At 67.5% G+C, this 21,701-nt stretch carries 19 protein-coding genes and 1 riboswitch; of the genes, 4 read left to right on the top strand and 15 right to left on the bottom strand.

Going from position 1 to position 21,701, the window contains the following annotated elements:
- Positions 1-23: 23 nt before the first annotated feature.
- From G3W89_RS01485 to G3W89_RS01450, 8 genes are all read right to left on the bottom strand, one after another.
- On the bottom strand, positions 24-758 hold the full coding sequence (locus G3W89_RS01485; protein WP_162572450.1) for an ABC transporter ATP-binding protein: 735 nt from the start codon (positions 756-758) through the stop codon (positions 24-26).
- A 28-nt stretch (positions 759-786) separates the two neighbouring features.
- Positions 787-1,587 (bottom strand): ABC transporter ATP-binding protein, encoded by an 801-nt coding sequence (locus tag G3W89_RS01480; RefSeq protein ID WP_162572449.1) that lies wholly within the window; start codon positions 1,585-1,587, stop codon positions 787-789.
- 799 nt (positions 1,588-2,386) lie between these two features.
- The gene (locus G3W89_RS01475; protein ID WP_162572448.1) at positions 2,387-4,303 is read right to left on the bottom strand and encodes an ABC transporter permease; all 1,917 of its coding nucleotides are present in this window, start codon (positions 4,301-4,303) and stop codon (positions 2,387-2,389) included.
- An 18-nt stretch (positions 4,304-4,321) separates the two neighbouring features.
- A complete protein-coding gene (locus tag G3W89_RS01470; protein WP_162572447.1) occupies positions 4,322-5,533 on the bottom strand; it encodes an ABC transporter substrate-binding protein in 1,212 nt (403 codons plus the stop codon).
- Positions 5,534-5,585: 52 nt separating this feature from the next.
- Positions 5,586-6,170, bottom strand: coding sequence for an amino acid synthesis family protein (locus G3W89_RS01465; protein WP_162572446.1), 585 nt, complete (start codon positions 6,168-6,170; stop codon positions 5,586-5,588).
- A gap of 40 nt (positions 6,171-6,210) precedes the next feature.
- Positions 6,211-6,855, bottom strand: a complete 645-nt coding sequence (locus G3W89_RS01460) for an amino acid synthesis family protein (RefSeq protein ID WP_162572445.1) — start codon at positions 6,853-6,855, stop codon at positions 6,211-6,213.
- Between the two features lie 21 nt (positions 6,856-6,876).
- Entirely contained in the window at positions 6,877-7,797 is a 921-nt protein-coding gene (locus G3W89_RS01455; protein ID WP_162572444.1) for a UPF0280 family protein, read from the bottom strand.
- Positions 7,798-7,809: 12 nt separating this feature from the next.
- Positions 7,810-9,417 carry a 6-hydroxynicotinate reductase gene (locus G3W89_RS01450; RefSeq protein WP_162572443.1) on the bottom strand — a complete coding sequence of 536 codons (1,608 nt, stop codon included), beginning with the start codon at positions 9,415-9,417 and terminating at the stop codon, positions 7,810-7,812.
- A gap of 275 nt (positions 9,418-9,692) precedes the next feature.
- On the opposite strand from G3W89_RS01450, the gene G3W89_RS01445 reads away from it, so the two are divergent.
- Genes G3W89_RS01445 through G3W89_RS01435 form a run of 3 tightly spaced genes read left to right on the top strand, consistent with a single transcriptional unit; the run spans position 9,693 to position 12,370 of the window.
- Entirely contained in the window at positions 9,693-10,466 is a 774-nt protein-coding gene (locus G3W89_RS01445) for a ferredoxin--NADP reductase (protein ID WP_162572442.1), read from the top strand.
- The gene (locus G3W89_RS01440; protein WP_162572441.1) at positions 10,467-11,225 is read left to right on the top strand and encodes a TetR family transcriptional regulator; all 759 of its coding nucleotides are present in this window, start codon (positions 10,467-10,469) and stop codon (positions 11,223-11,225) included.
- Entirely contained in the window at positions 11,171-12,370 is a 1,200-nt protein-coding gene (locus G3W89_RS01435) for an amidohydrolase family protein (RefSeq protein WP_162572440.1), read from the top strand. Before G3W89_RS01440 ends, G3W89_RS01435 begins: the two co-directional genes overlap by 55 nt.
- Positions 12,371-12,425: 55 nt before the next feature.
- Here G3W89_RS01435 and G3W89_RS01430 read toward each other — a convergent pair whose 3' ends face one another.
- The 6 genes from G3W89_RS01430 to G3W89_RS01405 all read right to left on the bottom strand — a co-directional run bounded on the left by G3W89_RS01430 (position 12,426) and on the right by G3W89_RS01405 (position 19,700).
- Positions 12,426-13,094, bottom strand: coding sequence for an FHA domain-containing protein (locus tag G3W89_RS01430; protein ID WP_162572439.1), 669 nt, complete (start codon positions 13,092-13,094; stop codon positions 12,426-12,428).
- A 124-nt stretch (positions 13,095-13,218) separates the two neighbouring features.
- Positions 13,219-13,617: a GtrA family protein gene (locus G3W89_RS01425; protein ID WP_162572438.1), complete on the bottom strand. Its 399-nt coding sequence runs from the start codon at positions 13,615-13,617 to the stop codon at positions 13,219-13,221.
- Between the two features lie 2 nt (positions 13,618-13,619).
- Positions 13,620-14,603, bottom strand: coding sequence for a glycosyltransferase family 2 protein (locus tag G3W89_RS01420; RefSeq protein ID WP_162572437.1), 984 nt, complete (start codon positions 14,601-14,603; stop codon positions 13,620-13,622).
- Complete coding sequence (locus G3W89_RS01415) at positions 14,600-16,387, bottom strand: glycosyltransferase family 39 protein (protein WP_232076262.1); 1,788 nt, start codon at positions 16,385-16,387, stop codon at positions 14,600-14,602. The genes G3W89_RS01420 and G3W89_RS01415 overlap by 4 nt, the downstream gene beginning before the upstream one ends.
- Positions 16,387-19,140, bottom strand: a complete 2,754-nt coding sequence (gene metH / locus G3W89_RS01410) for a methionine synthase (RefSeq protein ID WP_162572436.1) — start codon at positions 19,138-19,140, stop codon at positions 16,387-16,389. Before metH ends, G3W89_RS01415 begins: the two co-directional genes overlap by 1 nt.
- A 20-nt stretch (positions 19,141-19,160) precedes the next feature.
- Positions 19,161-19,254: riboswitch (S-adenosyl-L-homocysteine riboswitch) on the bottom strand.
- 8 nt (positions 19,255-19,262) lie between these two features.
- A complete protein-coding gene (locus tag G3W89_RS01405; protein WP_162572435.1) occupies positions 19,263-19,700 on the bottom strand; it encodes a PACE efflux transporter in 438 nt (145 codons plus the stop codon).
- 93 nt (positions 19,701-19,793) lie between these two features.
- Here G3W89_RS01405 and G3W89_RS01400 point away from each other — a divergent pair, with 93 nt between their 5' ends.
- Positions 19,794-20,690, top strand: coding sequence for a LysR family transcriptional regulator (locus G3W89_RS01400; protein ID WP_162572434.1), 897 nt, complete (start codon positions 19,794-19,796; stop codon positions 20,688-20,690).
- Here the strand turns inward: G3W89_RS01400 and G3W89_RS01395 are convergent.
- On the bottom strand, positions 20,687-21,577 hold the full coding sequence (locus G3W89_RS01395) for an SH3 domain-containing protein (protein ID WP_162572433.1): 891 nt from the start codon (positions 21,575-21,577) through the stop codon (positions 20,687-20,689). The two genes, G3W89_RS01400 and G3W89_RS01395, sit on opposite strands and share 4 nt — an antisense overlap.
- Positions 21,578-21,701: the final 124 nt, after the last annotated feature.

Here is a 21,701-nt window from a genome sequence, read left to right as displayed (position 1 = left end):
CTCGGTTGATGAAAAACCCTGGCTCAGACGGACAGGTAGGCCCGCCGCACTTCCTCGTTGGTCGCCAGGTCGGCCATCGAAGCCTGGTAGCGGATCTGCCCCTTCTCCAGCACGTAGGCGCGGTCGGAGACCAGCTCGGCGAAGTGCATGTTCTGCTCCGACAGAAGGATGCTCACGCCCTGCGCCTTGAGCTCGAGGATCATGTTGGCCATCTGCTCGACGATGAGCGGCGCCACGCCTTCGGAGGGCTCGTCCAGCAGCACGAGGTAGGGGTTGCCCATCAACGTTCGCGCCACCGTCAGCATCTGCTGCTCGCCGCCGCTCATGCGGCCGCCCGGGCGCTGCGGCATCTCGCCGAGGTTGGGGAAAAGCTTGAACAGGCGCTCGGGCGTCCACAGCGGCGCATCGCTGCCGTCGGACCATCGGCGCGGCGCCTGTTTGCCGACTTCGAGGTTCTCCATCACCGTGAGGTCGGTGAACACGCGCCGGTCCTCGGGCACGAAGCCGAGGCCCAGCTTGGCCGCATGGTGCGGCTCGCACTTCGAGATGTCGTGGCCCAGGAAACGCACCGCGCCGCGCCGCTTGGAGAGCATCCCGATCAGCGCCTTGAGCGTGGTGGACTTGCCGGCGCCGTTGCGGCCCATCAGCGCGACCACTTCGCCGCGGCGCACCTCGAGGTCGACGTCGTAGAGGATCTGGGCGGCGCCGTACCAGGCGCGGAGGGACTTGGCTTCGAGCAGTGTTTCGTGCGTGATCATTGAAATACACCTTCGGGGGCGGAACTCATCAAGCCTCTCCCACGGCCGCATTCACAGCGGCGGCCTTCTCGGCGATCTTCTCGAAGGTCTTGCCGCTGCCGAAGTAGACCTCCTGCACCTTCGGATGGTCGCGGATCTCGAGCGGCTTGCCCTGCGCGATGAGGCGGCCGCGCGCGAGCACGATCATCCGGTCGGCGTACGCGAAGACCACGTCCATGCTGTGCTCGGTGAAGAGCACGGCCATGCCGCGGTCGATCACCAGCTGTTTCGTGAGGGCCATCAATGAGTTGCGCTCCTTGGGCGCCATGCCGGCGGTGGGCTCGTCCATCAGCAGCAGCTTGGGCGAATTGGCCATGGCGATCGCGAGCTCGACGCGCTTGACGTCGCCGTAGGCGAGCACGCTGCAGGGCCGGTCCGCCTGCGCCTTCATCCCGACTTGATCGAGCAGGACCAGCGCTTCGTCGCGCTTGTGGTCGGCGGCGCGGCGCCAGGTCGAGAACAGCTTGTGGTCGTGCGACAGCAGGGCCATCTGCACGTTCTCCACGACGGTGAGCGAGGCGAAGGTCTCGGCGATCTGGAAGGTGCGGCCCACGCCCATGCGCCAGATTTCCCGCGGCCTGCGACCCACCAGCTCTTCGCCATCGAGCAGGATCGAGCCGCGGTCGGCCTTGAGCTGGCCGTTGACCATGTTGAAGGTGGTGGACTTGCCGGCGCCGTTGGGGCCGATGAGCGCCAGCAGCTCGCCGGGGGCGAGGTCGAAGCTGATGCCGTCGACGGCCTTGACGCCGCCGAAGGACTTGCCGAGTTCTTGGACTTTGAGGAGGCTCATGGTCTTGGTTCTGCGCGTCTTGCTCCCGCGGGTGTTGCTCCCTCTCCCTCGGGGAGAGGGTTGGGGTGAGGGCACCGGGCGGTCGATTGGTACCGTGCGCTTGTGTTGAGGCCGGAGCCGGGATGTCGTCCCGGCAGCCGAGTCACTTTCTTTTGCTTCGCCAAAAGAAAGTAACCAAAGAAAAGGCGACCCCACTGGCCGCGACCCTCCGCTTCGCTACGGGCAACCTGCGGTGCTCGCTTTTCGCGGGGTCCTCGCTCACGTTGGCTCTCGCGCACTCGCACACGCACACGCACACGCACACGCAGCACATGCACTTGCACAAGCTCGCGCTCGTACTTGTGCTCGTACTGGTACTCGTGCTTGTGCTCATGGCCATGCTCATGCTCATGCTCACGTTGGGGCGCATAAGCACGCACCTGTTCCAGGCCTCGCGCAGCGAGGCCGTTGGTGGCCGAGCGAAGCAATGGCCCGAACGGTCCCCACTCCCCTCTGCGCGTGCCGAGGAGCGGAGCTTTTCGCGGATCAGGGCCGCGCGTGTTTGAGCGCAGCGAGTTTGCGCGGACCCCGCGAAAAGCGAGCACCGCAGGTTGCCCGTAGCGAAGCGAAGGGTCACGCGCAGTGGGGTCGCCTTTTCTTTGGTTACTTTCTTTTGGCGAAGCAAAAGAAAGTGACTCGGCCGCCGGGACGACGCCCCGGCTCCGGCCTCCGAACAAGCGCAACGTACAAATCGAAGGCCCGGTGCCCTCACCCCACCCTTCTCCCAGAGGGAGAGGGAGCAAATCGAAGTCCGAGGCAATCAAGCCTTCACCTCCTTCAACTCACCCGCATCTTTCTCATGCCGCTTCCGATCGAACAACTGCTTCGCAAACCCCGCGATCCCCTGCGGGAACAGCAGCACCAGCAGCAAGATGATCCCCCCCAGCATTGCCCGCCAGTAGTCGGTATTGCGCGCCACCGTGTCATGCAGCCAGGTGAAGGTAACCGCGCCCACGACCGGCCCCGCCAGCGTCTGGATGCCGCCCAGCAGCACCATCACCAGCCCGTCCACCGACTTGCCCACGCTCAGCGACTCCGGCGAGATGCTGCCCTTGGAAAACGCATACAACGCTCCAGCGAGCCCCGCCGCAGTCCCCGCGATCACGAAGGCCGCCCACTGCATGCGTTTCACGTCGATCCCGATCGCATCCGCCCGCAGCGCCGAGTCGCGCCCCGCACGCAGCGCATAGCCGAAGGGTGAGAACAGCACGCGGCGCAGCCACAGCACGCCCAGCGCGACCAGCGCCAGCGTGAGCCAGTAATACACCCGCTTGTCCGACAGCCACTCCGCCGGCCATACGCCCGTCAATCCGTTGCTACCGCCGGTGAAGCCGTCCCACTGGTAGGTGATGGCCCAGGTGATCTGCGCGAAAGCCAGCGTCAGCATAGCCAGGTACACGCCCGAGAGCCGCACCGCGAACCAACCGTAGATGAAGGCACCGGCGGCAGCCACCAACGGCGCGACGATGAGCGCCAGCTCCATCGGCATGCCGCTCGCACGCACCAGCAGCGCGGCGCCGTACGCGCCGAGCCCGAAGTAGGCCGCGTGCCCGAAGGAATGCATCCCGGCGGGGCCCATGATGAAGTGCAGGCTGGTGGCGAAGAGCGCAGCGATCATCAGGTCGATCATCAGCACCATCGTGTAGGGCGAGTCGGCCGTGAAGACCGGCAAGGCCGCCAGCACCAGCCCGAAGACGGCAGCAGCCACCAGGTAGGCCCGGCTCGGGCGGCGCAACGGCTCCTCCTGCATGCCGACGTGGCGGCTGGCAGCCTGCGGACGGCCGAACAGGCCCCACGGGCGCCACACCAGCACCACGGCCATCACGAGGAAGTCCACCACCAGCGTGAGCTTGGAAAAGGACACGCTGATGCCGAAGACATCGACCACGCCCAGCCAGATGCAGATCGCCTTGATCTCGGCGATCAGCAGCGCGGCCGCGTAAGCGCCGGGGATCGAGCCCATGCCGCCCACCACCACCACCACGAAGGCGGCGCCGATGGTGTTGAGGTCCATCTCCAGCGTGGCGGGCTCGCGCGGCAGCTGCAGCGCACCGCCCAGGCCCGCGAGCAGCGCGCCGAGCGCGAACACGGCCGTGAACAGCCAGGCCTGGTTGACGCCCAGCGCGCTGACCATCTCGCGGTCTTGCGTGGCGGCACGCACCAGGGTGCCGAAGCGGGTGCGCGTGAGCAGCATCCACACCAGGCCCAGCACCACCGGGCCGACCACGATCAGGAACAGGTCATAGGACGGGAACTGGCGCCCGAGGATGGCAACCGAGCCGGAGAGCCCGGGCGCACGCGGGCCCAGCAGCTCGTCGGGGCCCCAGAGCCACAGCACCGCGTCCTTGATCACCAGCACCAGGGCGAAGGTGGCCAGCAGCTGGAAGAGTTCGGGGGCCTTGTAGATGCGGCGCAGCAGCACCACTTCGATCAGCGCGCCGAGCACGCCCACCGCCAGCGCCGCCAGCACCAGCGAGGGCCAGAAGCCGAAGCCGGTGCCCAGGCGATCGACCAGCGTGTAGGCAATGTAGATGCCCACCATGAAGAACGAGCCATGCGCGAAATTCACGATCCGCGTGACGCCGAAGATCAGCGACAGCCCCGCCGCCACGAGGAACAGCGAGGACGCGCTCGCCAGTCCGTTGAGCAGCTGGACGATGAAACCTGAAAAGCTCATGACTCGTTCGCCTCTGCCTCAATCGTTCGCGCGGGACTTCTTCAGCTCTTCGATCGGCGGCTGGTACTTGGGGTCGGCACCATCGAGGTACACGTAGTTGACCATCACGCCCTTGCCGCCCTCGTTCTTGGTGCGGCCCACGAAAGCGCCCATGGTCGACTGGTGGTCTTCCGGGCGGTAGCTGATCTTGCCGAAGGGCGTATCGACCTGCAGGCCCTTGAAGGCCGCGACCAGCTTGTCGGTGTCGGTGCTCTTGGCCTTGGCAATGCCGGCGGCGGCCGACTTGATCATGCTGTAGCCCACCACCGAACCCAGGCGCGGGTAGTCCTTGAACTTGGCCTGGTACGCCTGCTCGAACTTCTTGTGCTCGGGCGTGTTGATGCCGTACCACGGATAGCCGGTCACGATCCAGCCGTTGGGCGCCTCGTCCTTCAGAGCGTCCATGTACTCGGGCTCGCCGGTCAGCACGCTGACCACCTCGCGGTCCTTGAACAGGCCGCGCGTGTTGCCCTCGCGGACAAACTTCGAGAGATCGGCGGCAAAGAGCACGTTGAAGATGGCGTCCGGCTTGGCGTCTGCCAGGGCCTGCACCACGCTGCCGGCATCGACCTTGCCGAGGGGCGTGGCCTGCTCGGCCACGAACTCCACGTCGGGCTGCGCCGCCTTCAGCAGGTTCTTGAAGGCCGCCACCGCCGACTGGCCGTATTCGTAGTTGGGGTAGACCAGCGCCCAGCGCTTCTTCTTGAGCTTGGCTGCCTCGGGTACCAGCATCGCGGCCTGCATGTAGGTGCCGGGGCGCAGGCGGAAGGTGTACTGGTTGCCGCCCTGCCAGGTGATCTTGTCGGTGAGCGGCTCGCCGGCCAGGAAGAAGAACTTCTTCTGCTTGGCGAAGTCGGTGACCGCCAGGCCGGTGTTCGACAGGAAGGTGCCCGCGAGCATGTCGACCTTCTCGCGCGAGACCAGCTCCTCGGCCACGCGCACCGCGTCGCCGGGGTTGGCGTTGTCGTCGCGCGTGACGAGCTCGATCTTCTTGCCGTTGACCCCGCCCGCGGCATTGATCTCGTCGACCGCCAGCTCCATGCCCTTCTTGTAGGGCTCGAGGAAGGCAGGCTGGGCCTTGTAGCTGTTGATCTCGCCGATCTTGATCACGCCCTGCGCTTGCGCGGCGGGAATCAGTGCGAAGGTGAGAGCGGCGATCGACACCGCGCTGAGCGCGAAACGCATGGTCATGGTGAACTCCTCGTTGGAATGGTTGATGAATTGCGACAGGTGGCAGTGAGGCTCAGCGGAGTCCATCCTCACCCTTGATCTCGGAAACCTGCAGCCCGCCGATGCGCGGCAGCGGACGCCCGCTGTCGGTCACGGCCACGGCGACCACGATTTCGTTGGCGCGCGGTGCATCCGACACGCGCGCCTCGACTGCGTCGAAATGGCTGCGCACGAAGGCCGCGTCCTTGTGACCCAGCGGCACGTCGATGGCGGTGCCGAGGGTGCCGCGCTTCTTGGCCGAAGGCACCAGCGCCGCGCCCTTCTCCACCGCCACGCGCAACGGCGCACCGAGCTTGGGGTGCAGGATCGCCGCCGCATGCTCCAGCTCACCGCTCTCGCCGACGATCGCGGCCTTGCCATAGCTCTGCGCCTGGCCGGGCTCGATGCCCAGCGCCTTGACGGCCTTCTGGCCCAGCAGCGCGCCCAGTTCCTCGCCGATGGCAATCAGCTCGTCGAGCGATTCGCTGTAGCGCCCGGCGTAAGGGTTCTCGATGACGGCAATGGCGACAGCGCGGCGCGCGGGCGGCTCGATGGTCTTGCCCATTTCCTTGCGGGTTTCGTCGATCTGCACGACGAGCTTGCGGATGTTGGCGCTCATGGTTCTTTCCTTGTGTCTCTGAATGAAGGGCGTTGCGGGTTCAGCGCAGGCCATCCCACTTGGCGATGTTCTCGGCGCGCAGGCCGCCCACGCGGTCATGCACGCGGTAGCCGGTGCTCATCGCCAGGATGAAGACGATCTCGTCGGCCGCCGGTGCACCCGGCACGCGCACTTCGATGGCGTCGAACTGGCCGCGCACGTAGCTGGCATTGATGTTGGTGAGCGGCACGTCCAGCGCGGCGCCGGGCGGTCCGACCTTCTTGGTCGAAGGCACGATCGACAGCGCGTTGCCGGGCTGGCCGGTCTTCTTCTCGTCGACGGTGCCGGCGGTGTAGGCCGCCCGGTCGCCCTTCCAGCCCAGCAGCTCGCGCATGGCGTAGCCGCCCGGTACGTGCCACAGCGCACCATGCTCGAGCTCGCCGGCGGCACCGACGATGGCGCCCTTGCCGTAGGTCGCGATGCGATCGAGCGGCACGTCCATCGCCGCATGCAGGCGGTGCGCCAGGTCGACGCCGACCGGGTCGAGCAGCGCCATCATCGGCAGGATGTCCGGCTCGTAGCGGCCGGCAAAGGGGTTGGTCAGCACCGCGCCGATGGCACCACGCACCAGCGGCGTGGCGGCACGCGGGCCGAATTCGTGGTGGATGTGCTCGACCTGGGTGAAGACACGGCGGATATCGATCATGAAGACAAGTCCTGCTTTTCGTTAAGCAAATACTGAACCAACTGCAGCAGCCTGCGGCGAATTCCCGAGCGAAGACATGCCCGATCCCCGCAAGCTTAAGGGCTCCACCAGCCGCCATTGCCCCTGGCAAACGAGCATGGCGGACCCGATCCGTCCCGCGCGCTGCAGATCCGCGGCGCGGGCTGCGCCCGCGGCCAGTGCGCGCTGCACCTGCGCGGGCGCGAGCGGCTCGACATTCACCGTCACCGGAATGTCGCCGAGGTCGCTGTCGTCCTTGCATTCGCTCGCCGGGCGGCGATGGACGCCCGCGTCTTCCACATTCACGGCATTGGCGATCACCGTGGCCGCCGCATCGGCCTCTGCTGCCGTCGCCGCAATCACGGTCACGCTGTCGGCAATGCCGAGCGAGAAGCTGCGCCCGCGCCAGCCGCTGGTGGCGACGCCGCGCTCGGGCATCTCGGCGCGCAGTTCGAACTGGCCGTCGGTGGTGAGCGGCCCGCGCTCGCGAATGTCGAAGCGCGCCAGGTCGGCGAAGAGGCCGACGCGCGCCGACTGGCCGGGCGCGAGGTGCAAGGCGATGTCGCCGCCGTTGTTGATCCAGGCGCGCTCGATGCCTTCGCGCTGGTAGCAAGCCACGAGCTCCTGGGCGACGGCCCCCGCCACCGCGGCCATCGGCGTGATGAAGCTGGCGCGGTAGGGCGCGCACGCCTCCCACATGCGGCGCGCGATCGGGCCCTCCAGCGCACAGGCCTCGCCCACGGGCTGGCGCAGCAGGCGCAGCTCGGCCACGAGTTCGTCGAGCACCGTGCCGAAACGCCGCCATGCGAGCTCGTGCGCAACGGCAACCTCGACGTCATCGCCATGCGCCTCGGCCACGATGTCGATCGGGCCATGGTTGAAATGCCAGCGGCCTCCGTCGAGCGCGCTGCGTTGGGCACTCATGGGCGCTCCCGTTCAACCGAGCATCGGCGGGTGGCCCAGCGGCCAAGGGTTGGCATCGTCCATGCGAAGCCATTGGCGCGCAAGCGGTGCGCCGTCGTTCTGCCAGGCGCCGCGCGCCAGCGCCTGCTCGAGCGAGAACACATGCTCCATGTGACCGCCGAGGGCCGCGTAGTCATCGCGCCGCATGCTGAATTCGATGGGCGCCACGATGGCCGGCGTCGGCACGGTGCCGAAGCTGTTGTCGGGCATGCGCAGCACGTCGGCCATGACGGTGATGCCGCCGCCCGGCCACACATAGGCCGGCGCGCCGCCGCAGGTCACGTTGACCAGCGCGCGCTTGATGGCACGGGTGAGCAGCACGGGGTTCTCCGTCACGCCGGCGCGCAAGGAGCCGCCGGCGCCGCCGAGGAAGAGCACGCTGCACAGCGAGGGCTCGCAGTTCTCGCCGATGCGCTCGACGACGCGGCGCACTTCGGCCGGCATCTGCTGCTCGACGGGCTTGAGCTCGTCGTCGAGCACGTACCACTGCGCATGCTCGCCCGTGGTGGACGTCATCAGCAGGCGCAGGCCCGGCCTGGCCACGCCTTCTTCCCAGCCTTCGATGATCGAGAGCGGGTCGTCGATGTCGGTACCGCCCCAGCCATTGCCCGGATTGGCCACCTGGAAGTAACGCCCCGGCGTGGACTTGCGCCCGCGCATCTGGATGCCCGAGGGCTGCATGTCGAGGCAGCGGCCGGCCTGGTGCTCGGTCAGCACGCCGGTGATGTGATCGTCGACCACCACCACCTCGTCGGCCTGGCCGAAGAGCTGGCGCGCGAAGATGCCGATCGCGGCCGAGCCGCAGCCCACGCGCATGCGTTGTTCCTCGACACCGTTGACGATGGGCGCGCGGCCGGCCTGGATCACCATGCCGGCGCCGCCATCGATCACGCATTCGACTGCCTTCTTGTTGCCCAGCAGCTGCATCAGCTCGGCCGTCATCCGGCCTTCTTTCTTGCTGCCGCCGGTGAGATGGTGCACGCCGCCGAGCGAGAGCATCTGCGAGCCGTATTCAGCGGTGGTGACGTGGCCCACCACCTCGCCGCGGTAGCGCACGTTGGCCTGCTCGGCGCCGAGGAAGCGGTCGGTGTCGATCTTCACCTTGAAGCTGCAGTAGCTGAAGATGCCCTCGGTGACCACCGTGACCATGTCCACGCCCTGCGCCTTGGACGCCACGATGAAGGGCGCCGGCTTGTAATCGGGATAGGTGGTGGAGGAGCCCACGCCGGTCACGAAGACCTCGTCGGCATGGAGGAGATCGCCGCTCCATTCGGGCTCGGCACCGGGCGCCGCCGGCTCGGCAGCGGGGCGCGCGAAGGGCACCAGCGCCGGCGACTCGCTGGCCAGCTCGCGACGCAGCAGCAGCACCGGGTCGACCCGCACCAGCACGCCTTCGCGGTTGGCATAGCGGTCGCAGGCGCCGGTGCGGCCCTCGGAGATCTGGCAGAGCACGGGGCAGGCGTTGCACTCGACCTTGGCCGCGCCCATGCGCTCGTTGCGCAAGGGTGCGCGGCCACCGGCCTCGGGCAGCACTGGCACGTCCATGCCGGGCAATCCGTCTGTCTTGGTGTGTTCGGTCATCGCGGGCTTCTCGTGAAATCGTGGCGGCGGGGTGTGCAACAAATGCGCCGGGCTGCTGCTTGTGCTGGAACTTCGCTTTGTGTAGCATTCACTACAAATTCATGTGGTGATCGCTACATGAAGTCAATGTAGCAAACAGACCCGATGCTTGCAATGGTGTTTTCTCAGGTGTCGCCGACAATCGGAGGGTTGCGGCAGACCGACGGTGCTCGGCTCCGCGCCACCGCGCACCGCGTTCGTGCGCGTTTTTTCGTTCACAACCATCCCTGATTCCTATGAGTGCATTCAGCGAAGAACGTGTGTTGAGCGTCCACCACTGGACCGACCGCCTGTTCACCTTCACCACCACCCGCGACCCGGCGCTGCGCTTCTCGAACGGCCACTTCACGATGATCGGCCTGAGGATCAACAACAAGCCCCTGCTGCGCGCCTACAGCATCGTGAGCCCGAACTACGAGGAGCACCTGGAGTTCCTCAGCATCAAGGTCGAGGAAGGGCCACTCACCTCCAAGCTGCAGCACATCCAGGTGGGCGACACCATCATCGTGGGCCGCAAGCCCACCGGCACGCTGCTGATCGACTACACGCTGCCGGGCAAGCGTCTTTATCTCTTCGGCACGGGCACGGGCCTCGCACCGTTCATGAGCATCATCCGAGACCCGGAGACGTATGAGAAGTACGAAAAGGTCGTGCTGGTGCACGGGGTGCGCCAGATCGACGAGCTGGCCTATCACGACCTGGTGACCGACCACCTGCCCAAGCACGAGTTCCTGGGCGAGATGGTCGAGAAGCAGCTGCTCTACTACCCGACCGTCACGCGCGAGGAGTTCCGCAACATGGGCCGCATCACCGACCTGATCGCGACCAACAAGTTGACGGACGACCTGGGCCTGCCGCCGCTGAACGCCGCCGAAGACCGCGTCATGCTGTGCGGCAGCCCCGGCCTGCTGGTGGACCTGAAGCACATCCTGGAAGGCCGCGGCTTCAAGGAAGGCAACACGTCGACCCCGGGCGACTTCGTCATCGAACGCGCCTTCGCCGAAAAGTAGATGGCAGCGGCCCGCGCACCCAAGCCGGCCACGCGCCGCACCGGCGTGCGCGAAGCCGCGGCGCAGGCCACGCGCGACAGCATCCTGCGCGCGGCCACGAAGGTGTTCGCCAGGTACGGCTACGACGGCGGCAGCGTCGAGAAGATCTCGAAGGCCGCCAATTCGTACGACCGGATGATCTACTACTACTTCGGCAGCAAGGAAGGGCTGTTCATCGCGGTGCTGGAAAGCATCTACCGTCGCATGGACGACGCGGAGGCAGCGCTCCATCTGGACGCGAGCCGGCCGGTCGAGGCACTGGCGGCGGTGATCAGCTTCGTGCTCGGCTACTACCGCAAGAACCCCGAGTTCGTGACGCTGCTCAACACCGAGAACCTGCACAAGGGCCGGCACATCGCGAAGTCGCTGCGCGCGCGCGAGTATTCGTCGAAGGCGATCGCGATCATTCAGGAGCTGCTCGAAAGCGGCGTGGCGCAAGGCCTGTTCCGCAAGGACGTGGCGGCGCGCGACCTTTACCTGTTGATCGCCTCCACCGGCTATTTCTACACCTCCAACCGCCACACGCTGACCGCCTTCCTGGGCGAGCCGCTGGAGACGCCGGAGGCGGTCGCGCACTGGGAAGACTTCGTGATCGAGACCGTGCTGCGCACGGTCGATGCGGGCGCTCCCGAGGAAGAAACACCACCACCCCAAGAGGACAAAAAATGGCAGAAGTCGCAACTGGCGCAAAGTCGGGCAAGGTCGTCATCCGGAACATAGGTCTGCTGCTCTCGGGCGACCTCGACCGCCCCATTCTGGAGGCCGACACCATCGTCGTGAACGACGGCCTGATCGTCGCCATCGGCAAGGAGAAGGACTGCGACACCGAAGGCGCGCAGACGGTCATCGACGCGAAGAAGACCTGCGTCGCGCCGGGCCTGATCGACAGCCACGTGCACCCCGTCTTCGGCGACTGGACGCCGCGCCAGGGCCAGCTGGGCTGGATCGATTCCACGATGCATGGCGGCGTCACCACCATGATCTCCGCCGGCGAGGTGCACCTGCCCGGCCGCCCGAAGGACATCGTCGGCGTGAAGGCGCTGGCCATTACGGCGCAGCGCGCCTTCGACAACTTCCGCCCCGGCGGCGTCAAGGTGCTGGCGGGCGCGCCGGTGCTCGAGAAGGGCATGGTCGAGAGCGACTTCAAGGAAATGGCCGAGGCCGGCGTCGGCCTGCTGGGCGAGGTGGGCCTGGGCTCGGTGAAGGCCGGCTACGAGGCAAAGGAGATGGTGGCCTGGGCGCGCAAGTACGGCATCCAGAGCACCATCCACACCGGCGGGCCCTCGATTCCGGGCTCGGGCCTGATCGACAAGGACGTGGTGCTGGAGGCCGATGCCGACGTCATCGGCCACATCAATGGCGGCCACACCTCGCTGCCCGAAGCCCACGTGTGCGAGCTGTGCGAGAAGTCCTCGCGCGCCATCGAGATCGTGCACAACGGCAACGAGCGTGTCGCCATCGCCGCGGCCAAGGCGGCCCTGGATCTGAAGTGCCCGCACCGCATCATCCTGGGCACCGACGGACCGGCCGGCTCGGGCGTGCAGCCGCTGGGCATTCTGCGCATGGTGGCGATGCTGTCTTCGCTCGCCAACATTCCGGCCGAGCTGGTGTTCTGCTTCGCGACCGGCAACACGGCGCGCATCCGCAAGCTGAACTGCGGGCTGATCGAACCCGGCCGCGCGGCCGACTTCGTCTTCATGGACCGGGCGCAGCACACGGCCGGCAAGACGCTGCTCGAAAGCGTGCAGCTGGGCGACATCCCCGGCGTCGGCATGGTGATGATCGACGGCATCGTGCGCTGCGGGCGCAGCCGCAACACGCCGCCGGCCACGGAGATTCCAGTGGTGGTGTCGGGCGCGCACTGAGGAATACGAGCACCGAATGCAGAGGGCGGATATCCGTCTTCTCAGCCCCTCCGCACTAGAAATCGCGCGCCCGCAAGACCACCGGCTCGTGCGGAAGCTGCTGGAACCGATAGGTTGCCGCCACATGAATGGCGAGATGGTTCGCCTCGTAGGCATCCAGCGCGCGGCTGCCGCCGTCTTCCCCGAAGGCGTAGGCGCCGAAATGCGAGGCAAGGGCGTCGTAGGTGATCAGCGCCGACACCTCGCGGCCACGCATCGGGAGAGTGAAGGCGACGCCCTCTCCGACGGACTCGGCGTGGCGTATCCGGTTCGCCAGCGGGGACCGCATGCGCTCGCCGCCTCCCGGCGATGGAGTTGCGACCAGGTCTCCATGGGCGGTGGCGCTCGCATCGGGGCCTGACGCCGGCCGGGCTTGTGCGAGCTCCGCCGCCGGATCATCCATGCAGCAGAACAGGAGCTCGACGTCGGCCAACTGCAGCCGGTCGCCGTCCAGCACGGACAGGGTTTCGATGCGGCTGCCGTTGACGAAGGTTCCGTTGGTGCTGCGTGCGTCCTTGATCGTCGCGAAGCCTCCGCGGCAGCTCAGCAACGCGTGGATCCGGCTGACCTTCCGGCTGGGAAGAACGACCTCGTTGCCGTCCCACCGCCCGATCCGGACCTCCCCTTCGGGAATCCGGAGGCGTCGGACGCAGCGAGCGCCTTCCATGACAAGGAGAGTCGGCACCTTCCCTCCGGTGAATGATCGGAAAGTCGCGAGCCTTCGCCCTCGACTACATCAGTCAAATAGTACTTTTCTCTTCATCCAACAGCAACGTGTGTTACAGCTGCTGCGCATCGCGCCGCTTCCGTCAGTGCCCGCGCCGGGACTTGAAGATCAGTTGTCGCGCGCCGAGGAAATTGAGCGCCAACCCCGCGCAGCTGCCCAGCGCCACGCCGAGCGCGGGCACCCAGACCCCGCTGAATGTATGCAGCACGAGCACGTAGACGCCATAGTTCACCACCGCGCCGCCCAGCATGGTCAGCAGGTAGCCCAGGTATTCGCGCGCCAGGGACGCACCCGAATGGCGTGCGCCGAAGGCATAGCGCCGGTTCAGCGCCCAGGTGGCGGTCGCGGCCGCGAGAAAGGACAGCACGCGGGCCGCATACCAGCCCAGCAGCGGCGCCGCCAGGTAGAGCACGCCCACATCGACGCCGAAACCGATCACGCCGGCGAGCGCGAACAGCAGGAACTCGCGGCCCGCTTTCATCGTCAGGGCTGCTCGACGGGCCCGCGGTGCAGCACGCCCGGGATGCCGAGGTAGCGCAGACGCTTGGCCTCGCGGCGCCCCATGGTCACGGCATGCAGCACGATGCCGCAGACGAAGGCCAGCATCGCTGTCAGCATGGTGCCGGTCAGCAGCACCGCGGTAGGCAGGCGCGGCACCAGGCCGGTGGCGAGGTAGGTCAGGGCCAGGGGCACTGCCGCCACGATCGAGCCCAGCGCAAGCACGGTCGCAATGCCCGAGAAGAACAGCAACGGCCTCTCGCTCACGAACAGCTGGCAGATGGTCTTGAGGATGCGCCAGCCGTCTCGGTAGGTGGACAGCTTGCTGTGCGAGCCCTCGGGCCGCGAGCGATAGCGCACCGGCAGCTCGGCGAAGGGCATGCGCAGCTCCAGCGCGTGGACCGTGAGCTCGGTCTCGATCTCGAAGCCTTCGGAGACGGCAGGAAAGGACTTGGCATAGCGCCGCGAGAACACGCGCAGGCCGGAGAGCATGTCGGTCAGCCGGCCGCCGAAAAGCGCCGCCACTGCGCCGGTGAGCAGCCGGTTGCCGAAGCGGTGGCCGGTGCGGTAGGTCTGGGCGTCACCGCCGTCGTCGACGCGCGAGCCGACCACCATGTCGAGGTTGCCTTGCACCAGCGTGTCGACCAGGTGGCGAAGCTCGCCCAGGTCGTAGGTGGCATCGCCGTCGACCATGACGTAGATGTCGGCCTCCACGTCCGCGAACATGCGGCGCGCAACATTGCCTTTGCCGCGCAGGGCCACATGCGTGACCCGGGCACCGGCCGCCCGCGCCACATCGGCGGTGCCGTCCGTGGAGGCGTTGTCGAAGACGTGGATCTCGATCTCGGGCAGCACGGCGCGGAACTCGTCCACCACCTGCGCGATGGCGAGCGCCTCGTTGTAGCAGGGGATCACCGCCGCGATGTGCAGCGCGGGCCAGGCGGCGTTGGAGGCAGGGGCTTCGGTCATGGTGCGGGGGGCAGGATACGGTACGCCTTGGCGCCGTCCCGCTCGTACATCAGGGCGAAGTGGCGGTTGAAGTCCTCATGGCTCGTCAAGGTGAGCGCCACCGCATCGGGCATGACGATGGCTTCGAAGCCCAGCCCGGCGAACCTGCGCGCGGCATCGGCCGCCGGCAACAGCGGGAAATCCGCATAGCGCCAGGGACCGAGGGTGTCGCCCCAGATCGGGTTGGGCCCATAGTAGATCGCCTCGCTGAGTGCGATCTGGTAGACGCGGCCCGAGACCTGCTCGCGCACGTGGTTCATCACGGCATAGCCCGGCACGTTGGCCCGCAGGAAAGCCTCGCGGGCAGCAGGCGTGGGCGACACCCTGGCCACCTCGCGCAGGGTGTGCCGGAACGACACCGCCGCCAAGACAGCGAGGAACAGGCCGGCCGCGATGCTGCCCGCACGCAGCGTCCAGCCAGGCCGGCCGATCGCCGGCAGCAGCCTGCGCAACCCCGCCGCGACCCATTCCAGCAGCACTTGCCACCCGAGCACCGCAACCAGCGCGAGCAGCGGGAAGGAAGCGGTCATGTAGCGCGGGTAGCGCGAGGTCAGCGCCCACACGAGCAGCGAATAGGCGCAGAACACGATTGCCGCGTGCACCGCCGCCGAGCGCCGCCACGCCAGGCTGAAGGGCGCGAGCACCACCGGCCAGATCAGGAAGTTCGGCAACGCCGCGTGGGCGCGCACGTCGTCGAGCTGGTTCTTGTAGTCGGCGAGGTTCCAGTTGCTGAAGCCGAACAGCTTGGCGCCGATCGGGTTGAAGGGGTCGCCGGTCATCACCGCGTTGCGCGCGTACCAGTAGACGCAAGGCAGCAGGAAGCACACGAGTCCCACCGCCCAGACGGCCGGGCGCCGTTCGCGCCGGACCACGAACCACGCGGCCAGCGGCAGGAAGGTCAGGGCCTGGTACTTGGACCCGGCCGCAAGGCCCAGGAAGAAGGCCGCCAGGGCCAGCCAGCGCGCGCCCTGGGCCGGCTGCGCCGCGTGCGACTCGTTCCACCACCAGAGGGCGATCCAGGCAGACAGCACGAAGAGCGCGACGCCCATGTCGATCAGCGCGTTGGAGTAGTCGCCGATGCCGAGCCAGATGCCGGCTGCGGCGCAGGCCAGCACCCGGTTGAGGTGCTGCACGCCCAGGCGGTAGACCATCCACACCGACAGCCAGCCCGCCAGGGCGTTCATGAAGTGCGGCAGCGCGTCGTCACCGACCAGCAGCGCGCCGGCATAGAGCAGGTTGTAGTTGTATGGAAACCAGGGGTAGCGCAGCCACTCGTGGATGCCCAATGTGCCGCTCTGCGCCACCTGGCGCGCGTAGGGCAGGTGGTACATCAGCTCGTCGAAGGCGGCCGGCGGCGCCAGCGGCGCCACGAGCGTGGGCAGCGCGACAAGCGCCAGCGCGGCCAGGCCCACCTTCTCGAGCGAGGTGAGGGACCGCCCGGGCTCGAGGGCGCGCGCCAGCCGCAGCCAGGCGGGGAACTGCACGCAGGCCGCGGCAAAGCCCACTGCGACCGGCAGCAGCACGCCGGGGACATTGAGCAGCCCCGCGATGCCGAGCGCCTGGAACACGCAGATGAAGATGCCGACGCCGAGCGCCGTGGTCATGGCCATTTCGAGCCAGAAGTCGCGGTGCACCGGTGCTCCCAGGCGCACGAACACGGCCCGGCCGAAGCCCCAGCAGGCAGCGACGAAGATCGCCAGCGCCGCATAGTGCACGGCCGCGAACATCAGTTTTTCGACCGGCATCAGAGATTGGGCGCCAGCAGCCGCTCCAGGTCCGCTTCGCGCTCGTGGCGCCGTGCGGCCTGGTCCTGCAGCTGGTCGCGCCCGATCTTGCCGACATTGAAGTAGGTGGCTTCTGGGTGGCTCAGGTAGAAGCCGCTGACGCTGGCGGCGGGCATCATGGCCAGGCTTTCCGTCAGCGTCATGCCGATGTCCTGGCACTGCAGCAGCTCGAACATCGGCCCCTTCACGCTGTGGTCCGGGCAAGCGGGGTAACCGGGCGCCGGGCGGATGCCACGGTACTTCTCGGCAATCATCGCCTCGTGGCTCAGGGCCTCGTCCGGCGCGTAGCCCCAGAGGTCGGTGCGCACGCGGTGGTGCAGCGCCTCGGCGAAGGCCTCGGCCAGGCGGTCGGCCAGTGCCTTGAGCATGATGGCCGAGTAGTCGTCGAGGTCGTCGAGGAAGAACTTCTCCTTCTTCTCGATGCCGATGCCGGCGGTGACGGCGAACATGCCCACGTAGTCGGCGAGGCCGCTGTCGCGCGGTGCCACGAAGTCAGCCAGGCAGCGGCTGGGGCGCATCACGCCGTCGATCATCTGCTTTTCGGCTTGCTGGCGCAGGCCGTACCAGGTGAGCGCGGGTTGCGTGCGCGTCTCGTCGGTGTAGAGCGCGATGTCGTCGTCGTTCACCGTGTTGGCGGGCCACAAGCCGATCACGCCGTTGGCAGTGAGCCAGCGGCCCTCGATCAGGCGCTTGAGCATGCGCTGGCCATCGCCGAAGACGCGCACCGCCTCGCTGCCCACCACCTCGTCCTTGAGGATCGCAGGAAAGGGCCCGGCCAGGTCCCAGGTCTGGAAGAAGGGCCCCCAGTCGATGTACTTTGCAAGTTCGCTCAGGTCGAAGTTGCGGAACATGCGCCGGCCGGTGAACTTCGGCACGGGCGGGACGTAGCCCTTCCAGTCGATCGGTGTCTTGTTGGCGCGCGCCTTGGCCAGTGGCCACAGCGGCACCTGCTTCTTGTTGGCATGCAGGTGCCGAACCTTGTCGTAGTCGGCGTTGATCTCATCGATGTAGGCAGTGGCCTGCTCCGACAGCAGCGACTGCGCCACGCTCACGCTGCGCGAGGCGTCGGGCACGTAGACCACCGGCCCCTCGTAGTGCGGCGCGATCTTCACTGCCGTGTGCACGCGGCTGGTGGTGGCGCCGCCGATCAGGAGCGGGATCTTGCGGATGCGGAAATGCTCGTCCTTCTGCATCTCGCCGGCGACGTACTGCATTTCCTCCAGGCTGGGCGTGATCAGGCCCGACAGGCCCACGATGTCCGCGCCCTCGACCTTGGCACGCGCCAGGATCTCGTGGCAGGGGACCATCACGCCCATGTTCACCACCTCGAAGTTGTTGCACTGGAGCACGACGGTGACGATGTTCTTGCCGATGTCGTGCACGTCGCCTTTCACGGTAGCGATGACGATTTTGCCCTTGGTGCGCACGTCGCGGCCTGCGGCCTCGTCCTGGCGCTTTTCTTCCTCGATGTACGGGATGAGGTGGGCCACGGCCTGCTTCATCACGCGCGCCGACTTCACCACCTGCGGCAGGAACATCTTGCCGGCGCCGAACAGGTCGCCGACCACGTTCATTCCGTCCATCAGCGGGCCCTCGATCACGTGCAGCGGACGGCCGCCCTTGGCCAGGATGGCGCGGTAGGCTTCCTCGGTGTCCCCGACGATGAAGTCGGTGATGCCGTGCACCAGCGCATGCGACAAGCGTTGGCTGACGGACACCGGCTGCTCCGGCGTGCCGCGCCATTCGAGCTTCTTGCTGTCGTCCTTGGCGCCGCTCTTGGCGCTTTCGGCCACTTCGACCAGGCGCTCACCCGCATCGGGCCGGCGATTGAGCACCACGTCTTCCACGCGCTCGCGCAAGGATGGCTCGAGGTCGTCGTAGACGCCGACCATGCCGGCATTGACGATGCCCATGTCCATGCCCGCCTGGATCGCATGGTAGAGGAACACCGTGTGGATGGCCTCGCGCACCGGATCGTTGCCGCGGAAGCTGAAGCTCACGTTCGACACCCCGCCCGAGACCTTGGCGCCCGGCAGGTTCTTCTTGATCCAGCGCGTGGCCTCGATGAAGTCGACCGCGTAGTTGTTGTGCTCCTCGATGCCGGTGGCGATCGCGAAGATGTTGGGGTCGAAGATGATGTCCTCGGGCGGGAAGCCCACCTCGTCCACGAGGATGCGGTAGGCCCGCTCGCAGATCTCAGTCTTGCGCTGGTAAGTGTCGGCCTGGCCCTTCTCGTCGAAGGCCATGACCACAGCTGCTGCCCCGTAGCGGCGCAACAGCGTCGCCTGGTGCTTGAAGGCCTCCACGCCTTCCTTCATGCTGATCGAGTTGACGATGCCTTTGCCCTGAATGCAGCGCAGGCCGGCCTCGATCACCTCCCACTTGGAGCTGTCGACCATGATCGGCACGCGCGCGATGTCGGGCTCGCTGGCGATCAGGTTCAGGAAACGCACCATCGCGGCCTTGCTGTCCAGCATGGCCTCGTCCATGTTGATGTCGATCACCTGCGCGCCGTTCTCGACCTGCTGGCGCGCCACTGCGAGCGCCTCCTCGAACTGTCCGTTCAGGATCATGCGCGCGAAGGCCTTGGAGCCGGTGACATTGGTGCGCTCGCCGATGTTGACGAACAGCGTGCCCGCGCCGATCTGCACCGGCTCCAGGCCGGACAGCTTCATCGGGGGGACTTGGACGGGAGAGGAGGGATCGGACGACATGGGCTCACCTGCGGATGGAGATCAGGCGAGCGTCGTTGCACTCCAAAAAATGGAAGCCCAAGCCTGACGCGGCGCCCTCGATGGGAGGGCCGCGCTGCAACGCTCCTTGGGAGCCGGCAATTTTACGCCGGCTGCGCAGCCGCGGACGCGGAGGCGGGCAAGCCAAAGACGCCATCGAACGCCCAGTTGAAGGCGAAGGTGTAGACCAGGAAGAACACCACGAGGCCCAGGTCCATCACCAGTGCCTCCCACAGGCTCACGTCCAGCCACCAGGCGAAGACCGGCACGAGGAAGGCCACCAGCCCGCCCTCGAAGCCGATCGCGTGGGCGATGCGGCGGCGCAGGCTCCGTCCGCGCATGGCCTGGCGCGACTCCCAGCGCTCGAACAAGGCGTTGAACGTGAGGTTCCACAGGATGGCGATGGCCGACGCCAGCACTGCCGCGACGCCCGAATGACCGGCGCTCTGGCCGGTCATCAGTGCCAGTCCCCCACTGGCCACGATGATGGCAATGCCCTCGTAGAGCGTGATGTAGACGATGCGGCGCTTGAGGCCTTGCATGAACTCTTTCCTGTAGTGCTTGCTGAGGGGTCGACGTTATGCGTCTGTCGCTGACATATAAAGTCATCTTCTTTCAGGTTTACTGATAGGGCGATGAGTTTCAACAGCGACAACGTGGAGGTCTTCCTCGCCGTACTCGACCACGGCTCGTTCTCGGCCGCCGCCCGCGCGCTGCACCGCGTGCCTTCGGCGGTCAGCATGGCGATTGCCAACCTCGAGGCGGAGCTGGACCTCGCCTTGTTCGACCGCAAAGGGCGCGAGCCCCAGCCGACCCCCGCCGCGCGCTCACTGGAGCCGCAGGCGCGCCTCCTGTCCGCGCAACTGCAGCAGCTTCGGGTGCAGGCGCTCGCCCTCACGCAGGGCCTGGAGAACCGGCTGACCCTTGCCATCGCGCCGGAACTGCTGGCCGCGCCGTGGAGCGGAGCGCTGGCCACGCTCGCACAGGAATACCCGCAGCTGGAGGTCGAGGTGCTGGCCGCGCCGCAGGACGATGCGCTGGCGCTGTTGCACAGCGGCCGCGCGCAGCTGGCGTTGGTGTTCGAGCGCCCGAGCCTCGACGGTCGCGAGGCCTTTCACGAAGTCGCCAACGAGATGATGGTGGCCGTGATCGCGCCCGCACATCCCGTGCTGGCTGGTGCCGGCGGCCGTCTGCGCGAGGACCACCTGAGGACCACCCGGCAGATCGTGGTGGCCGGCCGCGACCTGACCACCCGCGACGCGCGCTTCGAGTTCGCGCGCCATGTCTGGCGCACCGACAACGCGCTGGCGGCGCTGAGCCTGATCACTGCCGGGCTGGGCTGGGGCTGGCTGCCGCGCAACTTCGCCCGGCCGCACGTGGCCACCGGCGCACTGCTGGAGATCCCGTTCGAGAACCTCTCGAACGGGCTGGACCTGTGGGTGGACGTGGTCTGGTCGCGCGAGCGCCCGCTGGGCCTCGGCGCGCAGCGCTTCGTGGCGCTGATCGCGCGCAAGAAGGATCAAGCCCCCTAAGGACGGTCGCCCGACGCCGACGGCGGCCTGTTGATCCTGTCCATCTGCTGCTGCCGCAGATCCGCGCCGGGCATCGATGGCGCTGGCACTGCCGGGCGAGCAGCCGGCGGGCCCGGCTGCATTTGCGGCGGGCGAGCGGTTGGTGGCATGCCGGGCGGTTGGGCATGCTGCGGCAGGACACCACGATCGGCCCGCGGCGGACGGAGATCAGGGCCTGGCTGCGGCGGACGGAAGTCGGGGCCTGGCTGCGGCGGACGAACGTCACGATCGGGCCGCGGCGGCCGGAAGCCGTGCTCCGGCGGTGGGCGCTGCCCGGGCTGCGGCTGCCAGCCGGGCTGCGGCCGGAAGCCCGGGTCCGGTTGGGGCTGGTAGCCTGGACCCGGACGCGGGCGGTAGCCCGACTCGCGGTCCTGCCAGGGCCGGGGTTGCCAATCCGGACGAGGTGCAGGCACCGGCCGCCAACCGGCCGACGGCGGCGGCGGCCGCCCGTGCCACCAGCGCGGCTCGCGGTACCAGGGCCGGTCGCGGTAGTGGTCGGCCCAATAGTTGCCGATCGTGAAGCCGACGATCGGCACGCCGATGGTCGCGCCGTAGGACGCCAAGGGAAGGCGGCGGTCTTCGTAGACGTAGTCGACGGCGCCCGCATACACCCAGCCGCGCAGGCCGTCCGGCAGCACCACGTCGCACCAGCTGTAGCCACTGGTGCAGCCCAGCACCTCGAAGGGCTGGCCGGGGCCCAGCCGGGCCACGACCGGGTAGTCGCCCGCAGGGCCGGCTCGAAGATTGACGGTACTGCGCGCCACGGCCTCCTGCGCCGCAGCGGCGAACGGAAGCGCGAGGGCCAGGGTTCCGATGCCGATCCAGCGTTGCGAGAGCTTGTTGTTCATGATGCCTCCTTGATGAACTTCAGGGCAGACCGCGGGCCCGGGCATGCCATTCGGCGACGGCCTGACCGTCCAACGGACCCGCTCAAGAGGCGGTGCACCGCTATAACCCTTGGAGAGCTTCTTC

Source organism: Variovorax sp. PBL-H6, from assembly GCF_901827155.1.
Taxonomy (GTDB): Bacteria; Pseudomonadota; Gammaproteobacteria; order Burkholderiales; family Burkholderiaceae_C; genus Variovorax.
The sequence above is the reverse complement of the archived record's forward strand: the minus strand, read 5'-3'. Positions and strand labels throughout refer to the sequence as shown.